Source organism: Candidatus Aminicenantes bacterium (assembly GCA_026393855.1).
Classification (GTDB): Bacteria; Acidobacteriota; Aminicenantia; order Aminicenantales; family UBA4085; genus UBA4085.
The window spans coordinates 22,550-43,448 of sequence record JAPKZJ010000090.1; the positions used below are offsets into that span (position 1 = coordinate 22,550).

The 20,899-nt window shown below is 64.3% G+C and carries 19 protein-coding genes and 1 pseudogene; 13 read left to right on the forward strand and 7 right to left on the reverse strand.

Features of this window, described 5'->3' with window-relative positions; all coding sequences use genetic code 11:
• Position 1: 1 nt before the first annotated feature.
• Positions 2–382 (reverse strand): hypothetical protein, encoded by a 381-nt coding sequence (locus NTZ26_11055; protein ID MCX6561033.1) that lies wholly within the window; start codon positions 380–382, stop codon positions 2–4.
• A gap of 155 nt (positions 383–537) precedes the next feature.
• Between NTZ26_11055 and NTZ26_11060 the strand changes: the two genes are divergently transcribed.
• A complete protein-coding gene (locus NTZ26_11060; protein MCX6561034.1) occupies positions 538–1,260 on the forward strand; it encodes a toast rack family protein in 723 nt (240 codons plus the stop codon).
• Positions 1,261–1,381: 121 nt separating this feature from the next.
• Positions 1,382–1,663, forward strand: coding sequence for an HU family DNA-binding protein (locus NTZ26_11065; protein MCX6561035.1), 282 nt, complete (start codon positions 1,382–1,384; stop codon positions 1,661–1,663).
• 147 nt (positions 1,664–1,810) lie between these two features.
• Here the strand turns inward: NTZ26_11065 and NTZ26_11070 are convergent, their stop codons facing one another.
• Positions 1,811–2,830 (reverse strand): twin-arginine translocation signal domain-containing protein, encoded by a 1,020-nt coding sequence (locus NTZ26_11070; protein MCX6561036.1) that lies wholly within the window; start codon positions 2,828–2,830, stop codon positions 1,811–1,813.
• 163 nt (positions 2,831–2,993) lie between these two features.
• Between NTZ26_11070 and NTZ26_11075 the strand changes: the two genes are divergently transcribed.
• The 3 genes from NTZ26_11075 to NTZ26_11085 all read left to right on the forward strand — a co-directional run bounded on the left by NTZ26_11075 (position 2,994) and on the right by NTZ26_11085 (position 5,974).
• The gene (locus NTZ26_11075; protein MCX6561037.1) at positions 2,994–4,271 is read left to right on the forward strand and encodes an aminotransferase class V-fold PLP-dependent enzyme; all 1,278 of its coding nucleotides are present in this window, start codon (positions 2,994–2,996) and stop codon (positions 4,269–4,271) included.
• Positions 4,268–4,843: a DNA-3-methyladenine glycosylase I gene (locus NTZ26_11080; GenBank protein MCX6561038.1), complete on the forward strand. Its 576-nt coding sequence runs from the start codon at positions 4,268–4,270 to the stop codon at positions 4,841–4,843. The genes NTZ26_11075 and NTZ26_11080 overlap by 4 nt, the downstream gene beginning before the upstream one ends.
• A gap of 102 nt (positions 4,844–4,945) precedes the next feature.
• Positions 4,946–5,974: a hypothetical protein gene (locus NTZ26_11085; GenBank protein ID MCX6561039.1), complete on the forward strand. Its 1,029-nt coding sequence runs from the start codon at positions 4,946–4,948 to the stop codon at positions 5,972–5,974.
• Positions 5,975–6,226: 252 nt separating this feature from the next.
• On the opposite strand, the pseudogene NTZ26_11090 reads toward NTZ26_11085, so the two are convergent.
• Both NTZ26_11090 and NTZ26_11095 read right to left on the reverse strand, forming a co-directional pair.
• Positions 6,227–6,708 (reverse strand): annotated as a pseudogene (locus tag NTZ26_11090) (hypothetical protein).
• Positions 6,705–9,149 carry a molybdopterin-dependent oxidoreductase gene (locus tag NTZ26_11095; GenBank protein MCX6561040.1) on the reverse strand — a complete coding sequence of 815 codons (2,445 nt, stop codon included), beginning with the start codon at positions 9,147–9,149 and terminating at the stop codon, positions 6,705–6,707. Before NTZ26_11095 ends, NTZ26_11090 begins: the two are co-directional and overlap by 4 nt.
• Positions 9,150–9,442: 293 nt before the next feature.
• Here NTZ26_11095 and NTZ26_11100 point away from each other — a divergent pair, with 293 nt between their 5' ends.
• From NTZ26_11100 to glpK, 3 genes are all read left to right on the forward strand, one after another.
• Entirely contained in the window at positions 9,443–10,774 is a 1,332-nt protein-coding gene (locus NTZ26_11100; GenBank protein MCX6561041.1) for a hypothetical protein, read from the forward strand.
• Positions 10,775–10,900: 126 nt separating this feature from the next.
• Positions 10,901–11,716 (forward strand): alpha/beta fold hydrolase, encoded by an 816-nt coding sequence (locus NTZ26_11105; GenBank protein ID MCX6561042.1) that lies wholly within the window; start codon positions 10,901–10,903, stop codon positions 11,714–11,716.
• A 1-nt stretch (position 11,717) separates the two neighbouring features.
• Positions 11,718–13,229 carry a glycerol kinase GlpK gene (gene glpK / locus NTZ26_11110; protein ID MCX6561043.1) on the forward strand — a complete coding sequence of 504 codons (1,512 nt, stop codon included), beginning with the start codon at positions 11,718–11,720 and terminating at the stop codon, positions 13,227–13,229.
• Here the strand turns inward: glpK and NTZ26_11115 are convergent.
• Positions 13,219–14,079 (reverse strand): hypothetical protein, encoded by an 861-nt coding sequence (locus tag NTZ26_11115; GenBank protein ID MCX6561044.1) that lies wholly within the window; start codon positions 14,077–14,079, stop codon positions 13,219–13,221. The two genes, glpK and NTZ26_11115, sit on opposite strands and share 11 nt — an antisense overlap.
• Before the next feature lie 99 nt (positions 14,080–14,178).
• Between NTZ26_11115 and NTZ26_11120 the strand changes: the two genes are divergently transcribed.
• The 5 genes from NTZ26_11120 to NTZ26_11140 all read left to right on the forward strand — a co-directional run bounded on the left by NTZ26_11120 (position 14,179) and on the right by NTZ26_11140 (position 18,767).
• Positions 14,179–15,315 (forward strand): hypothetical protein, encoded by a 1,137-nt coding sequence (locus NTZ26_11120; protein ID MCX6561045.1) that lies wholly within the window; start codon positions 14,179–14,181, stop codon positions 15,313–15,315.
• Between the two features lie 48 nt (positions 15,316–15,363).
• Positions 15,364–16,239, forward strand: a complete 876-nt coding sequence (locus NTZ26_11125) for a sulfite exporter TauE/SafE family protein (GenBank protein ID MCX6561046.1) — start codon at positions 15,364–15,366, stop codon at positions 16,237–16,239.
• 91 nt (positions 16,240–16,330) lie between these two features.
• Complete coding sequence (locus tag NTZ26_11130) at positions 16,331–17,794, forward strand: MFS transporter (GenBank protein MCX6561047.1); 1,464 nt, start codon at positions 16,331–16,333, stop codon at positions 17,792–17,794.
• Between the two features lie 219 nt (positions 17,795–18,013).
• On the forward strand, positions 18,014–18,343 hold the full coding sequence (locus NTZ26_11135; protein ID MCX6561048.1) for an RNA-binding protein: 330 nt from the start codon (positions 18,014–18,016) through the stop codon (positions 18,341–18,343).
• Positions 18,344–18,518: 175 nt separating this feature from the next.
• Positions 18,519–18,767, forward strand: coding sequence for a hypothetical protein (locus NTZ26_11140; protein MCX6561049.1), 249 nt, complete (start codon positions 18,519–18,521; stop codon positions 18,765–18,767).
• A 66-nt stretch (positions 18,768–18,833) separates the two neighbouring features.
• On the opposite strand, the gene NTZ26_11145 is transcribed toward NTZ26_11140, so the two are convergent.
• Both NTZ26_11145 and NTZ26_11150 read right to left on the reverse strand, forming a co-directional pair.
• The gene (locus NTZ26_11145) at positions 18,834–19,751 is read right to left on the reverse strand and encodes a hypothetical protein (GenBank protein MCX6561050.1); all 918 of its coding nucleotides are present in this window, start codon (positions 19,749–19,751) and stop codon (positions 18,834–18,836) included.
• A gap of 146 nt (positions 19,752–19,897) precedes the next feature.
• Positions 19,898–20,854 carry a family 43 glycosylhydrolase gene (locus tag NTZ26_11150; protein MCX6561051.1) on the reverse strand — a complete coding sequence of 319 codons (957 nt, stop codon included), beginning with the start codon at positions 20,852–20,854 and terminating at the stop codon, positions 19,898–19,900.
• Positions 20,855–20,899: the final 45 nt, after the last annotated feature.

Here is a 20,899-nt window from a genome sequence, read left to right on the forward strand (position 1 = left end):
GTCACTTCAGCTTCTTGGCTTTGAACTCCGCGTCGCCCATGTCGGAGATCTGGACGGTGCCGGCGATCGTTTCGCCGTCGACCTTGCCTTTGAAGGTCAAAGGGATTTCCCCCATCGGGCCGGTGACCACGACGGTCCAGGCGATTTCGTTGGCTTTGATCTTCCCGTCGCTCTTGAGCTCGGTCCCTTGCTGGGTCTTCATGACCACCTTGACCGCTTCGCCGGCTTGGACGAAGGCGGTGGCATAGACCCGGGTCCCCATCGGGGTTTCGAAGGTCAGCTCCCAGCTTCCGGTGACGTCGATCTTGGCCTGGGGCAGGGCCGCGGCCGCAGCGGCGGAGAGAGCCAGCAGGGCGAGAATGATGAGGGTGTGTTTGCGCATCTGATTTCTCCTGTTGCGCCGAAATTATAACCCATCCCCGGAGGAGAGTCGACAGCCGCCGCTGGCCTTGTATACGAACTTTCCCCGCTCCCTATTCGTATCTACGGATGAACGGCGGGGTACCCGCCCGCCCTTGCGCGAACAGGAGAATGCCGATGACAGTATCCAAATCCTTGACTCTCGGGCTTCTCGCCCTCGGCTTGGCGATCGCACCCGCTTGCGTCATCAACGACGGGGGAAGCGGGCCGATGCAGGAGCGGGTCGAACGCATCCCGCTGGAGGGCCTCGATTCGGCCGAGATCGCCCTTAATCTCTCGGCCGGGCAATTGACGGTCCGCGGCTCCGACGGGGCCGACCTCGTGGCCGGCACCTTCCGCTACAACCGGACCCGGCTCGAGCCGGGCATCGACTACAGCAAGACCGGAAGCCGGGGCCGGGTCATCATCCGCCATCGCCGGCGGGGGATGTCCTTGTTCGGCCGCATCCGGAACACTTGGGACTTGGAGCTGAGCAAGCGCGTCCCGCTCGATCTGGACGTGGATTGCGGGGCCGGGGAATCCAACCTCGACTTGCGTGGTCTCGACCTTCGCTCCTTGACGATCGACATGGGCGTCGGCGCCCTGCGGGCGGACCTGACCGGCGAGCGGACCCGTAGCCTGGATGTGTCCGTGGACGGCGGCGTCGGCGAGGCGACTTTGGACTTGCCCGCCTCCGTCGGCGTGCGGGTCGATATCGACGGCGGTCTCGGCTCCATCCATGCTCCCGGCTTCGCCAAGGCCGGCCACATTTACACCAACGAGGCCTGGGGCAAGACCGCGGCTTCGATCAGCGTCTCGATCGACGCCGGCATCGGCAGCGTCAATCTGAAGCTCCGCTGACGGGCTCGCCGTTCGGAAAAAACCTCAGGGGGCTTGCTTTTCTCCCGAAATACGCCTATATTGCCGCCAACGGAGATCGCCCCTCGCCGGTCGGTCCCGGAACAATCGAAAGGAGTTTCGGATGGCAAAAGCAATGACGAAGAGCCAGATCGTGGCCGGTGTCGCTGAAGCGGCAGGCATCACCAAGAAGCAGGCGGTCGCCGCCGTCGAAGGGCTGGTCGCGATGGCTTACAAGAACGCCAAGAACGGCTTTACGGTTCCCGGTCTGGGCAAGCTCGTTCTGGTAAACCGCAAAGCTCGTATGGGCCGCAACCCGGCCACCGGCGCCGCGATCAAGATCCCGGCCAAGCGCGTCGTGAAATTCCGCGTCGCCAAGGCCTGCAAGGACGCGATCCTCGGCTGATCGACGGACCCGGTCCGTTTTCCGCCGGCATTGAACTGATGATCCGGGGCCGCTCCGTCCGGAGCGGCTCCTTTTTCTCCTTCCCGCATCATTTCGAGAAGAGGGGGGATTGAGCCTTATCCGCGATAAGGGAGTTGTCGGCTCGGATTAAGCCCGGATCAGAGCGCCCAGATTCCGCTTCAGGATGGGTCCGAAGTCGGCGGGCTTGACGGCCGGGAAGAGGCGGAGCCGCTTTTTCAGAGACTGCTTCAGCGCCTCGCTCGGCGTCCCTTTGAGGATCGCCTTAGTCTCCTCCTCCGAAACTCCCTCCAGCGTCGCCGTCAGTTCGGGGATGCGGCTGTTTTCGGGACAGGCGGACTGGCACTTCAGGCAGCCCATCAGGACGTGGTGCATGCTGGGCAGGAAGATATTGGGAAAGTCGCCGGAATTCTCGTTGAACAGCGTCAGGCAGCGCCCCGCGTCCACGATGAAATTCGTCCGGCTCAGGCATGAGGTCGGGCAGATGCGGTCGCACATATGGCAATGGCGGCATTCGTCAAGGATCTCGAGCTCGACGTCGGGGTCCGCGGCCGGCTTGGCATCGGTGACGAAGGCATGGAGGAGGTTATAGCTGCCCATCCCGTCGACGAAGATCAGGTTGTTGCGTCCGAAGCGGCCCAGCCCGCTGCGGCCGGCCAGATATTTTAGCGGGACGCGCTTGGAAATGTCGGACAGCTTCCGGCCGGGCTCCTTGAGGAGGTCCGCCTGGATGACCGATTTCAGCTTTTCCGGCGTCCATTCGTCCTCGTAATACTGGAACGGAACCAGGATGCGGTGGCTCTGGCCATTGTGCCGGAAATCGGCCGTGGCCGACTTGGCGAACGTGGCCGCGACGACGACCGACCGGGCGTCTTTAAAGTCGGCGGGCAGCCCGAAGTCGAGGGCCTCGAGCGAGGCGCGAAACAGCTTGTGCCGGCTGAGGCCGTCGCCCTGGCGGACCTTTTCAAAATCGGCTTTCAGAGCCGTCCAGCGGTCCATCGGGATGATCTTGGTGCGGTAGGGGGGAATCTGGGAGGCATCGATCGGCGCCCGCATCCGGCCGCGGCCGCCCTGACCCCACTCTTGGAATCGGGGCCAAGCCGCTCCGGCGATGAGCGCGGTCTTCAGAAAATCCCGTCGGGTCGTCATAGCGTCTCTCCTGGTCTTGAAAGAAATTGGACAATTCCGTCCCGTTATCCTTTGACGAGTGGGCCCTGCCTTTCTTCCCGCGCTCCATTCTTGACACCCATCGCGGGGCGGGACTATAGTCGGCAGGATCGTCTGAATTATCATTCGCGGAGGGACGGGACTCATGAAACGCAAGGATTTTCTCAAGGGGGCGGGAGCGTTGGTCGGCGGCTTGGCCGTGTCGCGCAAGCTTCCGGCCGCCGATTTCGGGCGCATGCTTCAGGACGGCGCCGGCCGCGGCGACGAGTTCTTCTGGGACGTCATCCGGGACCAGTTCCTCCTCGACCCGGACTGGACCTACCTTAATTTCGGCGGCTTGGGGTCGTCCCCCCTGCCCATCCTCAACAGCCTGTACGAATGGCTGCGGGTCGAGGAGCGCGCGCCCTCGGCCGGGTATGACGCCAAGGAATGGGCCTCCGTCAAGACCAAGCTGGCCACCCTGCTCGGGCCCTCGTGTAAGCCCGACGACCTGGGCCTGATCAGCGGCGCCACCGAGGGCGTCAACGCCATCGTCAACGGCCTGACGCTCAAGACGGGCGACGAGGTCATCACTTCGACCCACGAGCATGTGGCCGTCAACTCCGCCCTTCTCAATCGGATGCAGCGGGACGGCATCGTCATCAAGCTGTTCGAGCCGGATAAAGTCCGCGGCCTCGGCAACGTCGATCGCATCGCCGCCCTGATCACGCCGAAGACCCGGCTGATCATCGCCAGCCACGTCACTTGCACGACCGGCCAGAGGCTGCCCGCCAAGGAGATCTCTCAACTGGCTCGGGCGAAAGGCATCTGGTTCGCCCTGGACGGGGCCCAGGCGCCCGTCTGCGTCCCCTTCGACATCAGCGATATCGGCGTCGATTTTTATACCTGCAGCACCCACAAATGGCTGATGGGCCCGAAGCGGACGGGATTCATCTACGTCCGGCCGGGAATGATCGATGCCATCCGGCCGCTGACGGTCGGAGGCGGTTCGTCCAAGGGGTACGACATCTTCAAAAGGGAGTTCACCCTCCAACCCACGGCCCAGCGCTTCGAGTATGGAACCCAAAACGACGCGCTGTTCTACGCTATGGGCAAGGCCTGTGATTTCGTCCAAACGATCGGGCTGAGGCGCATTTTCGAACGGGCCCATGGTATGGCCGAAGCGTTCTATGCCGGCCTGCGGACGATTCCGGGCCTGGAAATCCTCTCGCCCGAGGAGGAGGCGTATCGAACTTGCATGGTCGGTTTCCGGATGAAATCCAAGACGATGAACGAAATCAGCGAACAGCTGGGCAAGGACAAGATTCGCGCCCGCCCCGTCGGCGAAGGCGGGCTGAACAGCATCCGGATCAGCTTCTTCTTGTGCAACAAGCCCTCGGATGTCGACTTGGCCCTGGGATCGATTAAGAAGCTGGCTGGATGAAGCCGCCGGTCCGTTGCTGGGGCGACGGCGATGAATTCCTGGCCCCCTATCACGACCAGGAATGGGGGGTGCCCCTGCACGACGACGGCAAGCTTTTTGAGTTTCTCGTCCTGGAGGGGATGCAGGCCGGATTAAGCTGGCGAACCATCCTGGCCAAGCGGGAGAACTTCCGGCGGGCCTTCCGCGGCTTCGACCCGGACCGGGTGGCCCGCTACGGCCGGCGCGACATGGAGCGCCTGCTGGCCGACGCCGGGATCGTCCGCAACCGGTTGAAGATTGCCTCGGCCGTCAACAACGCCAAGCGGTTTCTCGAGGTCCAGGAGGAGTTCGGATCCTTCGACGCCTATAGCTGGCGGTTTGTGGATGGCCGGCCGCTCCTGAACCGGTTTAAAACCCCGGCCGAGCTGCCGGCCCGCACCCCGCTCAGCGACGCGATCAGTGCCGACCTGAAGGCCCGCGGTTTCACCTTTGTCGGCTCCACGATCGTCTATGCTCACATGCAGGCGACGGGGATGGTCAACGACCACATCGTGCCCTGTTTTCGGCATCGGCAGGTCGCCGCCCTCTGCTGAGCGGAGGGGAACCTTTCGGCCGGCTGTTTCGTAATTAACAGGGAAGGGCGCGGTACGTTCCCAGGCGGGGAGGCCGAGCCCAATTTCGATTGGAGATCGATCATGACCCGAAACAAGCTTATCGCCGCCCTGTCGGCCTTCCTTCTCCTGGCCGGAGTCCTCTCCGCCCAAAGCCTCGACATCCCTTCCCACAGCTGGGGCCTGAGCTTCGGCAACTCCAAGAATTTCGCCGGCCTGCGCTTCAACTACCGGGACCGCGGCGTCGAGCGGGTGCGCGGGATCAACGTCACCTTGTGGCAGCCGTATGAGAAAGACACCAACGACTCCGTGATCGAGGGCCTGTCGCTCGGCCTTATCCCCGGCGGCGGGACGCTCCGAGGCGTCCAGATCGGGCTGTTGGGTGTGGCCGGCATAAAAGACATCCGCGGCGTCTCGTTCGGGCTGCTGGGTGTGGGGACGGGCGGATCGCTCGTCGGGATCAACGTCGGCGGCCTTGGTGCCGGCGCCGGCGGGAACATTGCCGGGATCAACATCGGCGGGCTGGGCATGGGCGCCGGCGGCAACGTCTCGGGCATCAGCATAGGCGGCCTGGGACTCGGCGCGGGCGGCAACCTCTCGGGCCTCAACATCGGGGGCTTGGGCCTGGGCGCGTCCGAGAACATTTCCGGCATCAGCATCGGCGGCTTGGGGCTCGGCGCGGGCAAGAACCTGTCCGGCCTGAACATCGCCGGCCTCGGTCTCGGGGCGGGCGGCAAGGTTTCCGGCCTGACCATCGGAGGCATCGCCGTCGGTGCGGGAGAAGTCCTCGGCGGGATCAGCATCGCCGGCGTCGCGGTCGGGTCGAAAGAGATCCGCGGCCTGGCCTTTGCCGGGGCCGTAGTCGGGGCCAAGATGATCAAGGGCATCGTCTCGGCGGGCGGCTGCACCCTGATCGCCGACGGCGGCGAGCTGCGGGGCGGCGCGGTGGCGCCGGTGAACTGGATCAAAGGCACCCAGACTGGCGTGGTCGTGGGGATCGTCAATTACGCCTGGAGCCTCAAGGGCGTCCAGATCGGCCTGGTCAACATCGTCCGGGACAATCCCTCCGGGCGGAAAGTGTTGCCGCTCGTGGCGCTTCGCCCGTCGCTGTGAGGGCGGCTTCGGGTTTTTCACGCTTTTTTGCGCCTTTCTTCTCGGCGCCTGCGGAACTCCGCATGCTTGTTTTAGCTGACTTGCAAGGCCACCCACTCCGTTTCTTTTCCGACTGATTGTTGCGTGCTCAAACATCCCTCGGCGCCCGCTGGGTTCCCTCGAAGATATGCGCAAAAAAAGCTAAACCCTCGCGATTTCGCCGTTGGCCGAAAACCCTGCCGCTTCGCCATCCCACGCGAAACGGAATGGCTATTAAATTTCCTCCCAATTGACGACTTCAGCCGTATCTTTGTTGGCTCTACCTGCCGTCGCATGCGGCTTAATGACCAGGGCCGGTTTGGCGTCGGCCGGGTCCGGCAGGGGGAAGACGGCGGCCGAGCCGGCATGCTTTTTGCGCAATACGTCGATGTCGCCGAAATCCAAAGCCCGCATAGGGCAGGCGGCGACGCACGAAGGCGGCTCGCCCGCCCCCGCTTGAAGATGAGCTTGGCCGTGCAGGAGGGAATGCAGGGCGGGTTCTCGCAGTGGTGGCAGGCCATGGACAGAAAATAGCCGAATACATCCGGCACCCAAACCTCGCCCTCCTTCTTCCAGCCGCCCCCGGCGACCTCGTAGACCCGCCGCCACAGAATTCCCACTTCGAGGTCGTTCTTGTCCTTGCAGGCGCCCTGGCAGGCCTTGCAGCCGGAGCAGAGGCTGGAGTCGAAGAAGAACCCGTATTGATGGACGCTCATGCCTTCACCACTTGAGCCATGATGGTGTGCTGGGCGTTGCCGAAAGCCAGAGCTGTCGGTCGGGCCGAGGTCAGGACGTTGATCGAGCCGTGCTCGTCGATGCCGGCCGGGCCCGGCCTCCACCAGGCGCCCTGCGGCAGAGCCACCACACCCGGCCGGATCTTGCGCGTCACCCGGCAAGCCACGAACACGGCCCCGCGGCCGTTGAAAACCTTGACCCGATCGCCGTCTCGGATTCCCCGGGCCTCGGCGTCGACCGGATGGATGGCCAGGCGGCGCGGAAAGGCCTCTTTCAGCCAAGCCACGTTATCCAGCGTGGAATGGGCGGTGGCCAGCGTGTGCGGCCCGACGACCTGGAGCGGCGCCGCCTTCGCCTCGGGCCCGAAGGGGTTCTCCCATTCGGGGACGTATTTCGGCACGGCCGGGATTTCATCCGGGCGGCCCATGTCGTGGAGCTTCTTGGAGAAGATCTCGATCCGGCCCGAAGGCGTCGGCAGGGGGTGCTTAATCGGGTCGCTCCGAAAATCGGCGAAGGCGATCGCGGGCTTCGTCACGGGCAGGGCGAAGACTCCGGCGTTGGACGCCTCAAACTCGTCAAGGGAAGGCAGCCCGGGGTATCGCGCCCGGCGGAGCTCGTCGATGGACCAGGCCGTCCAGCCGCGCTCGTCCCGGCCTTCGGTGTAAGCCTCGCCGAAGCCAAGCCGGACGGCGATGTCGGCGCATATGCGGAAATCGCTCTTGGCTTCGCCGGGCGGCTCCACGATCTTGGGCATCAGCAGGACTTCGTCACCGTATTTCCAGCCGTCGGCCACACCCCAAGTCTCGAACTGGGTGCAGGCCGGAAGGACGAGATCGGCGAAGCGGGCCGAAGACGTCAGGAAGTTGTCCTGCACGACGATGAACTCGAGGAGCTTTTCGTTCCGCAGGAGGGCTGCGGTCCGGTTGATGTCGGCGTGCTGGTTGAGGAGGATGTTGGAGGCGACGGCGTAGACCATCTTGATGTTCGTCGGCAGCCGGTCCGCGCCGATCAATCCGTCGGCGGCGGTCATCTTTTCGCCGCGAATGACGGCGTCGGCCCAGAGGAAAGCCGGAATCTGGGCTTTGACCGGATTGGGGCCGGACGGGAAAACGTTCCAGAGCGGTCCGCCGTCGGGCGCCTGCAGGCCCAAACCGCCCGCCCAGCCGCCCGAAATCCCGACGTTGCCGGTGATCGCGGCCAGGACGCAGCCGGCCCGGACGGCCTGTTCGCCGTAGGCCCGCCGCTGCAAGCCGTAGCCCTGGTAGAGCATGGCCGGTTTGGTTGAGGCGTATTCGCGGGCCAGGCGGGCGATGGTGCCGCGCGGGATGCCGCAGATGGGCTCCGCCCAGGCGGGCGTCTTGGGGACGCCGTCCCGGGTCCCGAGGATGTAGTCTTTATAGCTCTCCGCTCCTTCGGCCCCGGCTGGCATCTGGGTCTCGTCGAATCCAAGGCAATGGCTGCGGACGAAGGCCGTGTCATGCAGATTTCCTGCGATGATGACGTGGGCCATCGCTGAGAGCATCGCCGCGTCCGTGCCCGGCCGGATGGGAATCCACTCGTCGGCCAGGGCGGTGGCGCTTAAAGTCATCCGAGGATCCACGCAGACGATCCGGGCGCCGTTCTCTTTGGCTTGGCGGAGAAAATATTCGGAGTTCGTCCCGTCGCGCATCTCGCAGGGATTCCAGCCCCACATCAGGATATAGCGCGCGTGGACCCAGTCCTGGCGCTGGCTGCCGGTCGTGTTGGTGCCGTAGACCGTGGGTGTCGCGGCGGCCATGGCCGCCCAGGAGTAGTTGTTGTAGTAGCCGAGCGAGCCGCCGAACAGGTTCATCAGGCGCTGGGCCGTTTGGCGGCCGTTGATCTGGTTGTAGCTGCCCGTGCCGTAGGGAACGAAGATCGCGGCGTTGCCGTAGGCGGCTTTGATCCGCTTCAGCTGGGCGGCCATCGTGTTGAGGGCTTCGTCCCAGGAGATGGGCGCGAAAGATCCTTCGCCGCGCTTGCCGACCCGCTTGAGCGGATGGAGGAGACGGTCGGGATGGTATTGGCGGCGGCGGTAGAGCCGGCCCCGGATGCAGGCCCGCAGCTGGGGCGCCTCGATCCCGTCGCCGGCACGGTCGTCGCTTTCGATGCGGACGATGCGGCCCTTCTGGACAAAGACCTTTAGCAGACAGCGGCCGCCGCAGTTGTGCGAAGGGCAGCCGGTGCGGATCATCCGGATGTTGCCGGCGGCGGGGTCTTGGAGGCGGGGCGAACGGAGGGCGGGGGACGTGAGCTTGGGGGCGCCCTTGATTTTGAGCGAAAGCGCGCCGGTCCCGACGGCCGCTCCCCAGCCCAGAAAACGGCGCCTCTTCATCGGCGCCGTGTCGATGCGGCGGGGCAGGGGATTGTCGTCGGGCCGCGGATCCCGTCGGCGGGGGCTCATGCCGCGATTCTACCGGATTCCCGACTTAGCGTGAAGCGCCCGTACGCGGACTTTGCAGAGTTGACTCTTTCTGTCCGCCGCGATATCTTCCGGCCTGGATACATTCGTGGCGCCATACTCCCGATTTTCAAATCGGGGCTATAAGCGCCGCTCAGTATTAACCCTGTTAATACCCCGGGCTCGGCTTCCGCCCCGTCGGTTCGATGACGGGGTTGCGGTCCTCATTTGCGAATCTAATGAGGCCTGCAAAGACTGGGGTATCGAGCGGGTTTATTCCATCGAAGGCGGAGACATTGAACGATCCCCAGCTGATCGACCTAGAAGGACTTTTCGCCTATCCCGTCGACGCCGTGCGGCGGACGATCGAGGCTTTTCAAAGCGACATGGAGCGGGGCTTGAGCGGTGAGCCCAGCTCGCTCAAGATGCTTCCTGCCTATGTCGACAATCCCTCGGGGAACGAAAAGGGAGAGATTTTGGCCCTGGACCTGGGCGGCTCGAACTATCGCATCCTCCTGGTTCGGCTGGCCGGGGATGGCAGCGCTCCCGATGTGACCAGCCGCAAATACAGCCTCTCGCCCGAAGAGACGGACCGCAACGCGGAGACGCTGTTCGGCGCCCTGGCCCGCTCCATCAAAGCCTTTGCCGGCGAATTGGGCGTGGGCGGGGATCGGCCGCTCGGCTTCACCTTTTCGTTTCCCATTCGCCAGCCTTCCATCGACAGGGGCGAGCTGATCGTCTGGACCAAGGGCTGGTCGGCCGAGGGGGTGGTCGGAAACGACGTCGTCGGGCTTCTCAATGAAGCTATGGCCCGGGAGGGAGCGGCGCATATCCGCGTTGTCTCGCTGGACAACGATACGACGGGCACCCAGATGGCCCGCGCCTATCTCGATGCCGCCTGCGACGTCGGCTGCATTCTGGGCACGGGCACCAACATCTGCTACAGGGAGCGAACCGCCCGCATCCGCAAGCCGCTGGGGCCCTACGTCGGCGAGTCGATGATCGTCAACATGGAATCGGGAGGCTTCGACAAGGGCCTGCCCCGCAATCGCTTTGACGAGCGTCTCGACGCCGAAAGCGGGAATCCCGGCGCGCAATGGGAAGAGAAGATGGTCTCGGGCAAATACCTGGGCGAGCTCGTCCGGCTGGTTGTTGTCGAGCAGACGGCTCGAGGCTTGATGTTCGATGGCCGATTACCGAGTGTTTTCGCCGTCCGGGAGCGCTTCGGCAGCGAGCGGATCTGCGCGATCAAAGAAGACGCCACCGAAAACGCCGCCGGCGTCCGGGCCATTCTGGCCGAGCTGGGAACGCCGGGGGCTTCGATGCAGGATGCGGCGGCCGTGCGCAGCATCGCCTGGATCGTTTCCCGCCGGGCCGCCCGGATTGCCGCCGCCGGCCTGGCGGCGACCGTAACCTGGATGGATCCTGGCCTGGAGCGGGATCATACGATCGCCGTGGACGGTAGCGTCTTCGAGAAGCATCCGGGCTTTGCGGCCGGCATGGCCGCCGCCTTTCGCGAGATCCTGGGCCCTGGCGCGGCCCGCGTCCGGACGGCCCTGACCCACGACGGCTCGGGCCTCGGAGCCGCCATCATCGCCGCCGCGGCAAATACCGCCGCCGGGAAATAAAACATAGCAGCATGCCGGAAGAAATCGAGGTTGCCACGCTCCCTTCGGTCGCTCGCAATGACAACCCCGGATTGAGGGAAACCGCTGCCCTCTATTGAATCCCATGATTCCGGCTATAATACCCTCATGAACGAACTGATCGGCGGGGACATCCTCTATCGAAAATGGGACGCGGCGGGAACGCCCCGCGCCGTCCTTCTTCTCGTCCACGGCATGGGCGCCCACACCGCCCGCTGGGATTTCCTGGCTTCGTATCTCGCGGCCCGGGGGATCTCGTCCTATGCGATCGAGCTCCGGGGCTTCGGCCGTACGCCCGAGCGCCCGCGCGGCCATGTCGATTCGCCGCGCGTCTGGGAACGGGATATTCTGACCCTGCGCGAGATTATCGCCGCCGAGCATCCCGGCCTGAAAATATTCGCTCTCGGCGAAAGCCTGGGCTCCTTGATCGTGTTCAACCTGGCCGCAGCTTATCCCGAGGCGTTCGCCGGGCAGATCCTGATTTCGCCCAGCTTTAAGAACGGGATGAAGTTCCCGCTATCGTCCTATCTGACGCTCATCTGCTTCTATCTGTTCAATCCCCGCAAGACCGTCACCGTCCCCTTCACTTCGCAGATGTGCACTCGGGACGAAACATACGGCGCCGTGATGGACGCCAACCCCGACGAGCTGCGGGTGTCCAGCCTGAAGGTGCTCATGGACACCATGTCCGGCCAGAAGCGGGCTTTCAAAGCCGCGGCCTCCGCCTCCGTCCCCGCGCTCTTCCTCCTCTCCGGCAAGGACTACCTGGTCGATCCGCGAGCTTCGCGCAAGCTCTTCGGCCGCCTGACGATGACCGACAAGACCCTGATCGATTACCCCGAGATGCACCACGCCCTATCGATCGAGACCGGCCGGGAGCGCGTCTTCGACGACATGCTGGCCTGGCTGGGGTCGCGAGCTTGACGTGAAATACGTCCTGGCCATCGACCAGGGGACGACGGGCAGCCGGGCCATTGCCTACGACCGCAAAGGACGCTCGATCGTCACCGCCTACCGGGAGTTCCCGCAATACTTCCCCCGCCCCGGCTGGGTCGAACACAACCCGCGCGAAATTTGGGACAGCGTCCGGGAAACCGTCGAGGACGTCCTGCGCAACCTGCCGCCCGATTCCATCGCCGCCGTCGGCATCACCAACCAGCGAGAAACCACGATCATCTGGGACCGCAAGACAGGCCAGCCGGTCCATAACGCTATCGTCTGGCAGTGCCGCCGGACCGCGCCCCGTTGCGAGGCCCTGAACCGCGAGCGGGGGATGGCCGCGCTTGTCCGCCGCCGGACGGGGCTTCCGATCGACGCTTATTTCTCCGCCACCAAGATCGAGTGGTTGATCAAAAAGCTCGGCCTCCGCGCCCGGGCCCGCCGCGGCGAGCTCTGCTTCGGCACGACCGACACTTGGATCCTCTGGAAGCTCACCGGCGGCCGGGTCCATGCCACCGACCCGACCAACGCCTCGCGGACTATGCTCTACGACATCGATCATGGCCGCTTTGACGAGGACCTGCTTGGGGTCTTCGACGTTCCGGCGGCGCTGCTGCCGGATGTCCGGCCCTCGTCCGGCGAGTTTGGCCGGACCGTCCGCACGGGGGCCATCCCCGAAGGCATCCCGATCACGGGCATCGCAGGCGACCAGCAGGCCGCCCTGTTCGGCCAGGCCGGCTTCGCCCGTGGCGCCATCAAGGCCACCTACGGCACGGGTTGTTTCATCCTGCTCAACACCGGCCGGACGCGGACGGATTCCCGCCACGGCCTGCTGACGACCCTGGCCTGCGGCCCGGGCGGGCGGACCGTCTATGCTCTGGAAGGCTCGGTCTTTGTGGCCGGCGCGGCCATCCAATGGCTGCGGGACAAGCTGGGCCTGCTCAAGACGGCTGCGGACTCCCAGGGCCTGGCCGAGTCCGTTCCCGACAATGCGGGCGTCTATTTTGTCCCCGCTTTCGTCGGCCTAGGCGCGCCCTACTGGGACCCCGAAGCCCGGGGCACGATCGTCGGCTTGACCCGCGGTACCGAGCGCGGGCATATTGTGCGGGCGGCTCTGGAGGCGACGGCCTATGCGACGCGCGACGTCCTGGAAACGATGACCCGGGATTCGGGCCTGCGGGTTAAGGATCTTCGGGTCGACGGCGGGGGATCGGCCAACGCTTTCCTCTGCCGCTTCCAGGCCGGTGTCCTGGGCTATCCCGTCCTGCGGCCGGCGACGATCGAAACGACGGCGCTTGGCGCCGCTTATCTAGCCGGCCTGGCCGTCGGCTACTGGAAGGACACCGCGGAGATCGGCCGGTTATGGGAAATGGAGCGGCGCTTCGCGCCCGAGATTTCCCGCGCCGAGGCCGCGCGCCTCTACGCGGGCTGGAAGGACGCCGTCCGCCGGGCCCTCCCGCCCCGCCGCGGACCGGAGCGCAGCGCGCTCAGAAGCTGAACCGGACGCCGGCCTGGAAGGACAGACCGTTCAACGAGATCTCGGCCTTCTTGGCGCCGGCCGCGTCCGCATCGGTGGGGCCGTTCTTATCGAAATAACCGGCTCGGGGGAACGTCCCTCCCGTCGTGCTATTGAAAGCCCAGAGATAATATTCGGCCGAGCTGCCGGCGATTGTTCCGGCGTCATTGGCCCCGACCATGGTCCAATTCCCGAACAAATCGGACACCTTGCCGGTGCGATAGAGGGCGTCGGCAACGATCGAGACGCTCTTGAGGACGCGATAGGCCAGCCCCAGCCCGCCTTGGGCTCCCAGCGACGTCTGGCTTGCCGTGAAGGTGACGGTCTGCGAGGTGTTCAAGATCGTCATGGTTGTGGGATTCTCGACGTTGAACTGGACGATCTCGAACAGCGGGCCGGCGTAGGCGTCCAAGGTCAAGTTTGAGCCGAGTTCGAACTGGTAGTGCAGGTTGACGAAGAAGGGCATGATCGAGAGCCGGGGGATCAGGGTCGACGTGGCGTCGTAGGCTGTGCCGTTCGAAATGCCTTTGTAGGACACCGAGCCCTCGCTCCTGACCCGAAAATAGCCGCCGCCGACTCCAACGCCGAAGCGGCGTCCCAAGGGGAGGATGACCTCGGCCTGAAAACCGAACCCGTTCCTCAGCTCTTCGAAAGCGCCCATCATGGAGGTCGAGTTGGCTCGGAGATAGGCGTTTTCGCCCAGGATGCGGTCGTTGTAGTCGCCGCCCGAGATCCCGGCCAAGTTGCCGGTCAGCTTGTAGGAGAGAAGCTGGGGGAAAGCCGGGGCGGCCAGGGCCGCTAAAATCAAGGCGAAGCCGATGGTTTTTTTCATGAGAATCCTCATTTGAGGGCCTATTCTCCACTCCCGCCGGGGCAAAGTCAACCGGGCTCCGGAGTTGTCTTTCCCCCCGCCTCGGGGTATAAACGGGCCATGGCCGTGACCGTCCGCGAAATCGACACGGAGAACCGCCGGGACGTTCGGAGATTCGTGGATTTCCCCTTCGAGCTCTATCACGACAGCCGCCTCTGGTCGCCACCCCTGCGGGGGGATGTTCGGCGGGCGCTCGACCGACGAAGATACCCGTTCTACAAACGCTCCGAGGCCGCGTTTTTTCTGGCCGAGCGAGACGGCCGAACCCGGGCTCGGATCGCCGTGCTGCTGAATCGCCGCTACAACGACTATACCGGCAAGCCGGCGGCGCTGTTCAACTGGTTCGACGCCGAGGACGACGCCGAAGCGGCCCGGGCCGTCATCGACGCGGCCGCGGCCTGGGCCCGGGCCCGCGGCCTGACCACGCTCTACGGCCCCAAGGGCATGCTGCGCACGGATTGCCCGGGTATTTTGGTCGAAGGATTCGAATACGAGGCGGCCCTGGGCATGACTTACAACTACGATTACTATCCCCGTTTGCTCGAGGGCGCCGGATTGGTCAAGGAGATCGACTATCTCTCGGGCTATCTCTCGCAAGGCTACCGCCTGCCTGATCGCTTGGCCGCCTTGGTCGACAAAATCCGGGAACGGACCGGCCTGCGCGTCCACACCTTCCGGAGCAAACGCGAGCTCAAGCGCTGGATTCCGGCCTTGCAGAAGATCAACAACGAAGCTTTCGGCCATGTCTGGGGGTTCTATCCGATCGACGCGGACGAGGCTCGGACTGTGGGGAGGCAGCTGCTTCAAGTCGCCGACCCCAAGCTCCTCAACGTGGTCATGAAGGGCGACGAAATCGCCGGCTTCCTGTTCGTCTTTCGCGATATCTCGGCGGCGCTGCGGGCGACTCGGGGCCGGATCTGGCCCTTCGGCTGGATCCGGATCGGCTGGGCGCTCAAGACGAGCCGCCGGATGAGCGGCAACGGCGTCGGGCTTCTGCCCAAGTTCCAGGGCAAGGGGGCGACGGCCCTGCTCTACGCCGAGATCACCCGGACCCTGACTGCGGCCAAGGCCGTCCATTGCGACATCGCCCTGGCCCTGGAGACTAACGTCAAAAGCCTGGCCGACATGAACGCCATCGGAACGACCTGGTCCAAGCGCCACCGGGTCTACCGGCGGGATCTTTCGCCGGAACCCTAGGCCTGAAAGACTTGACCTCGGCGGCCGGGCCGAATAGGATGGCGGACGATGGTCACCATTCTGAAAACCGTCCTCGGGCTCATGACTTCGGCCTTCGGGTTCTACTACCTGCGCGATGCTTTCCGGAAGCGCAAGCAGTTTTCGGACACGGCCTGGCCGAAGCTGTGGACAGTCGGGTTCATCACCAATTTCTTCGATACTCTGGGCATCGGAAGCTTCGCCCAGCAGACGGCCGCTTTCAAGTTTTTCCGGCTGGTCGACGACCGTGTCATCCCAGGCACGATGAACGTCGGTAACACCATCGCCACCGTGACCCAGGCCTTCCTGTTCATGAGCGCGGTCCCGGTGGAGGCTCTGACCCTCATTTTGATGTCCATTGCCGCCCCGGCCGGGGCCGTCCTGGGCGCGGGGGTCGTCTGCCGCATGCCCCGGCGCAAGATTCAGCTGGGGATGGGCATCGGCCTCCTGGCGGTGGCCTTGACCATCCTGGCCGGCCTTCTCAAGTGGTTCCCGCTGGGCGGTGTGGCCATCGGCCTCACGGGCTGGAAGCTGGTCGTGGCCGTGGTCATGAGCTTCGTCTTCGGCGCCCTGCAGACGATCGGGGTCGGCTTCTACGCTCCCTGCATGGCCATGGTCTACGCCTTGGGCATGCATCCCAAGACGGCCTTCCCGATCATGATGACGGCCACGGCCATGCTGATGGCCGCCGGCAGCGCCCGCTTCGTCAAAGAGAACGCCTACGACCCCAAGGCCGCCGTCGCCCTGACGGTGTTCGGTGTCCTGGGGGTTTTCCTGGCCGCTTTTGTCGTCAAATCCCTTCCCCTGACGGTCATGAAATGGGTCGTGCTGGGGGTCGTGCTTTACACCTCGATCTGGATGTTCATCTCATCCCGGCGGACGGAGAGCCCGCCCGCCTGTCCCTAGGCTGCCGGGCGGTCATCTTGCTTCCGGGCTTGGAGCGAGCCCGCCCAATCGGATAGAATACCCGCACCGAACAGCCTGACGAGGAGATCGCATGCCCCACGCCAAGTCCGGACGGCTTCCCTGGCTGACCAAAGTCATTTACGGCACGGGCGACTGGGGCTTGGCCACGTTCAACACCCTGCGTCAGATCTTCTACGCCATCTTCCTGACCGACGTCGTCGGTCTGGACCCCCGGCTGGCCTCCTTCGCCGCCTTCGTCGGCGTGGTCTGGGACGCGGTCAACGACCCGCTGGTCGGCATCATCAGCGATAGAACCCAGACCCGTTGGGGCCGGCGGCGCCCCTTCCTGCTGATCTTCGCCGTCCCCTATGGGCTGGCCTTCCTGATCCTATGGTGGGCGCCTCCCATCCATAACCAGATTCTGCTGATGCTCTATGTCATGTTGTCCTATGCCGTGAGCGACACCTTCCAGACTCTGGTCATCGTCCCCTTCCACTCGCTGACGCCGGAGATCTCCTCGGATTACGACGAGAGGACTTCGTTGGCCGGATACCGGATGTTCTTCAATTTCCTGGCCTCGATTGCGACGGCCATGGCCTCTCCCATGATCGTGGACGCGGTGATGCGGGGAGGTGGAACTCAGCAGCAGGGCTTCGCCCTGGCCGCGGCCTGCTTCGGCGTCTCGGCCATCGTGCCGTATCTGTTGATCTTCTTCACCATCAAGGAGAAACCGAGAGAGGACATCAAGGTCGAATCGGCAACCCTCCGCCAGACCGTCCGGCTGGCCTGGAAGAACGTCCCCTTTCGCTACGCCACCGCCCTCTACATGCTAAACTGGGTGGCCTTCGACCTGACCGGGGTGGTTCTGCCGTACCTTCTCGTCTACTGGACCATGCGGGGCGACCTGCTGGCCAAGGTGCCCGGGTTGGGCCTACCCATCGAGTCGGCCGTCCTCGGCTTGATGATGATCACGGCCACGATCGTCCTGCCGTTCTGGATCTGGCTGGCCAAACGGATCGGCAAGCGGGTGGCCTTCATGTCCGCCCTGGTCTTCTGGATCGTCCTGATGCTCCTCATCCCGTTCATTCCGCAGGGGGCTACCACCTTGACCCTGGCCTTAGCGGTGGCCATCGGCATCAGCGTCTCGGCCGCCCACGTCCTTCCGGACGCCATCTTCCCGGACGTCATCGAATGGGACGAGCTGAAGACGGGCCGGCGCCACGAGGGCATCTATTACGGGGCCAAGAACTTCGTCCGCAAGCTGACCACGGCCTTCGCCATCTTCATCGTCCTGCAGGTTCTGGGCTGGTTCGGCTATCAGGCTCCGCCCAAGGGCGTGACCAAGTTTGCCCAGCCGGCCTCGGCCCTCAACGCCATCCGGTTCCTGATCGGCCCGGTCGGGGCGCTGCTGCTCGTGGCCACCCTGGTCGTGACCTGGTTCTACCCTCTTGATCGGGACAAATTCAACCGGGTCCGCCGCCTCCTGGACCATCGCCGGGACCGCCGGGCCGCCCGCCGGGCAACGGCTTCCGTAGTCCCCCCGCCCGGCTCTTAGCCGGGCCGGGACGGGGGAGCCGCCCGCCTCCCCGCTCCAGCCCTGAAGGGGCCGCCCTTGTTTTTTGATTTATATTTTTGTGCTATAATTTCGGCCGAGAATAAAGGAAGGGTCACGGGACCTGACCGGTCGCATACTCCTCTCCTTTATTTCGAGCCCCAAGTTCTGGGACGCTCCGGCGAAACAGCCGGGGAAGATCCCTCGTCAAAGGAGACGAGTATGAACATTTACGTTGGAAATCTCTCGTTCAGCGCCACTGACGCCGACCTCAAGGAAACCTTCGGCGCTTACGGCGCGGTAACGACCGCGTCCATCATCAAGGACAAGTTCAGCGGCGAATCGCGCGGCTTCGGCTTCGTCGAGATGCCGACCAAGGAAGAGGCCGACCGGGCCATCGCCGCCCTGAACGGCCGCGACCTCAAGGGCCGCAATATGACCGTCAACGAGGCTAAGCCCCGGACTGATCGCCCCCGCAGCGGCGGCGGCTTCGGCGGCGGCGGCGGGCGTGACCGCGGCTTCGGCGGCGGCGGCGGCGGCCGGCGCTTCTGACCCGATTTCCGGTCTCGGCCGACGGCCCGGACCCCGGGTCCGGACGGCCTTACTGATCTTTCGAATTTCGAGGGGGGCGGCCCTTGTCGGCCGTCCCTCTTTATCCTTATCTAGGCCTTTCGCGGCCCGGCCGTGTTTATGATAGGATGGGGACACCCTCGAGGAGGAGACGGCGATGGCTAAGAATAATCGAGCTTATAAAAGCGCCAAGCGCAATAAGGAAATCTCCCGGCTGAAGAAGGCCGAGGAAAAACGGCGACGCAAGGTTGAGCGCGAGAAATCCGGCCTCAGCGGCCCCCCGATCGAAGGCATCGACGAAGGCCCCGCCGGCGGAACCGCGGATGACGCCGAAACTCCCGAAACCCCGGAAACCTCCGAGACCCCCGAAACTGCCCCCGAGTCGCAAGAACCCGCCGCCGGCTGAAGACGCGGCGCCGGCCTCCCCCCCAGCCCGGCTCACAAGATGGACTTAGACCTTTGTCCGCTCGAGCTACTGCTTCCGCCTCAGGGTCAACAAGGCGTTTGCCCCTTTGATTAAAAGCGTTTCGTTCTTGAGCTCGTATCTTTCGGCTTCTTCCATGCCGTCGTTGGGCGCCAGGACGAGATTGTTGTGGACGACCGACCATTTGCCCTGCTGCAGGTAGCCGCTGACGTTGAGCGAATAATCCCCGTTTCGATCGAACGTCATCACGGCCCGCACCGTCATCCCCGCCGATTTCATGGTCCCTTCCCATGTTCCCGCCAGTTCCTCCGAGGGTGCCGGCGGCTCCGGCAGGGGCGGCTCGGGATTTGGCTGCAGCTTCGGCGCGGCGGCCGTCTTCAAGGCCTTCACCGAATCTGCAGGTACGCCGATCCGCATAAGCTCCATGGCCTCCTCGACCGAAAGAGCGGTTTGGACAAATCCCAGCATCTTGCCGAGCTGTTCGAAAACGGGAGGATCGGCTTTCTCCTCGGCCAAGGCTCGAACCTCGGCAACGCCCAGGGGACGGCCGCGCAGGGCGAAAATGACGGCGGCCGGGATTTTCTGGCGTTGCAGATTCAGAGCTTCCATGGCTCCCAGCGGCGGTTTCCCCGCAGCGCCGGCGATCGCGTCGATGATCCGGGCCGTAGGCTGCCCGGCCTTCACCATGCGGATCACGTCTTCGAGGGCGATGTCTCGGGGAGGATTGCCCAGGCCCTTGATCAGGGCGTCCGAGGCTCCGGCCGCCTTTAGCTGGGCCACATCGGCTTCGGTCAAGGCGAGCTTCGGGCCCGACTTGGCCGCTTCGGCCAGAATTTCCGTGTCCGAAAATCCCAGCTTCTTCAGGCTGATGACGTCCTTGACTGTCATCTGGGCCGCCCCCAAGGAGGCGCAGGCAAGCGCCGCGCAGAGGACCCCCGAGAAACGAAATAGGGATCGAGTCTTCATGCCGTTTCTCCTTTCGAGGCTCTTTTTCTAACGGTCCGATCCAAAAAAGATCTTGAGGGCATGGTGGACTACGGAGTCATCATATCGATTATAGGCGAAATTTCAAATTCAGATCCGGGGGACTCAGGGCCGAGAAAGCTCGAAGCTCAAGGGAGGTGCCGTGTCGCCGGTTCGATGAGCGGATGGATCCGGCCCGCTTGGTCGAACTCCACGCGCAGGATCCCCGGCTTCTCGGTGAACGGAGCGTTTTTATCGTTGCCGAAGAACGTGCTCCACCACCGGCCGTCCTTGTCCTTGAAGAACATGTTGTGCCCGCCGTGGGGGATGGCCAAGTAGCGATCGCTCCACGGGCCGGCCAGCGAGTCGGCGCTGGCGATCATGCCATGGTACTCGTCGTTGATGAACTCAGCGCACGACAGGTAGTACCGGCCCCTGATCTTGAACACGAACGCCGCCTCGAAGCCCACATGGTCGGCGTTGGCCGGCTTGAGCAGGCGAGGCTTCTCGGCCAGGGCACTGAGGTCGTCCTTCAAACGAGCGATCTTGCCATCCTGATAGACGAAGTACAGCTTCCCGTCGTCGTCCTGGAAGAGCGAGGCGTCGATTTCCTGCGTGAGCGGTCCGTCGGGCTTGACGTCCACGTAGGGGCCCTCGGCCTTGCCGGTCGTGCTCTTGAGAATTCCCGTGCCCCCGCCCGGCCAGTTGATGCAGTAGGCCAGCCAGAACGTCCCCTTGAGGTAGTGCAGTTCGGGGGCCCAGATCGCCCGATGGCCGTCTTTGATCGCCTTCTGCCAGGTGCCGTCCCTCTCGATGGACCACACCAGGCCCAGCGGCTCCCACGTCTTGAGGTCCTTCGACTTCCAGATCCGGATGCCCTCGTTGGTCTTCCACCAGGTCGGGGCGCCGGTCGTGCCGGTCAAGTAGTAGACGTCGTCCACCAGGCACACACAGGTGTCGCGCACGGGGAAGTCGAACAGAGGCTTGAGCCCGTCGGGGAGCCTGGCCGCGGACTGACCGGCGGCCGCGGATGGCTTGGTCCCGAGCGCCGCACCCGGTTGGAGTAGGGCGGTCATCAGAATCATCGCGATGACGGTTATGCGCATGTCGTATGCTCCTTACGCTAGGTCGCTCGTCCGACGGACACCGAT

Coding starts and splice junctions, on each gene's coding strand:
- NTZ26_11125 (MCX6561046.1), top strand. CDS start 15,364: ATGGTCACCATTCTGAAAACCGTCCTCGGGCTCATGACTTCGGCCTTC.
- NTZ26_11095 (MCX6561040.1), bottom strand. CDS start 9,149: ATGAGCCCCCGCCGACGGGATCCGCGGCCCGACGACAATCCCCTGCCC.
- NTZ26_11105 (MCX6561042.1), top strand. CDS start 10,901: ATGAACGAACTGATCGGCGGGGACATCCTCTATCGAAAATGGGACGCG.
- NTZ26_11060 (MCX6561034.1), top strand. CDS start 538: ATGACAGTATCCAAATCCTTGACTCTCGGGCTTCTCGCCCTCGGCTTG.
- NTZ26_11150 (MCX6561051.1), bottom strand. CDS start 20,854: ATGCGCATAACCGTCATCGCGATGATTCTGATGACCGCCCTACTCCAA.
- NTZ26_11080 (MCX6561038.1), top strand. CDS start 4,268: ATGAAGCCGCCGGTCCGTTGCTGGGGCGACGGCGATGAATTCCTGGCC.
- NTZ26_11055 (MCX6561033.1), bottom strand. CDS start 382: ATGCGCAAACACACCCTCATCATTCTCGCCCTGCTGGCTCTCTCCGCC.
- NTZ26_11065 (MCX6561035.1), top strand. CDS start 1,382: ATGGCAAAAGCAATGACGAAGAGCCAGATCGTGGCCGGTGTCGCTGAA.
- NTZ26_11120 (MCX6561045.1), top strand. CDS start 14,179: ATGGCCGTGACCGTCCGCGAAATCGACACGGAGAACCGCCGGGACGTT.
- NTZ26_11085 (MCX6561039.1), top strand. CDS start 4,946: ATGACCCGAAACAAGCTTATCGCCGCCCTGTCGGCCTTCCTTCTCCTG.
- NTZ26_11135 (MCX6561048.1), top strand. CDS start 18,014: ATGAACATTTACGTTGGAAATCTCTCGTTCAGCGCCACTGACGCCGAC.
- NTZ26_11115 (MCX6561044.1), bottom strand. CDS start 14,079: ATGAAAAAAACCATCGGCTTCGCCTTGATTTTAGCGGCCCTGGCCGCC.
- NTZ26_11070 (MCX6561036.1), bottom strand. CDS start 2,830: ATGACGACCCGACGGGATTTTCTGAAGACCGCGCTCATCGCCGGAGCG.
- NTZ26_11075 (MCX6561037.1), top strand. CDS start 2,994: ATGAAACGCAAGGATTTTCTCAAGGGGGCGGGAGCGTTGGTCGGCGGC.
- NTZ26_11145 (MCX6561050.1), bottom strand. CDS start 19,751: ATGAAGACTCGATCCCTATTTCGTTTCTCGGGGGTCCTCTGCGCGGCG.
- NTZ26_11130 (MCX6561047.1), top strand. CDS start 16,331: ATGCCCCACGCCAAGTCCGGACGGCTTCCCTGGCTGACCAAAGTCATT.
- NTZ26_11140 (MCX6561049.1), top strand. CDS start 18,519: ATGGCTAAGAATAATCGAGCTTATAAAAGCGCCAAGCGCAATAAGGAA.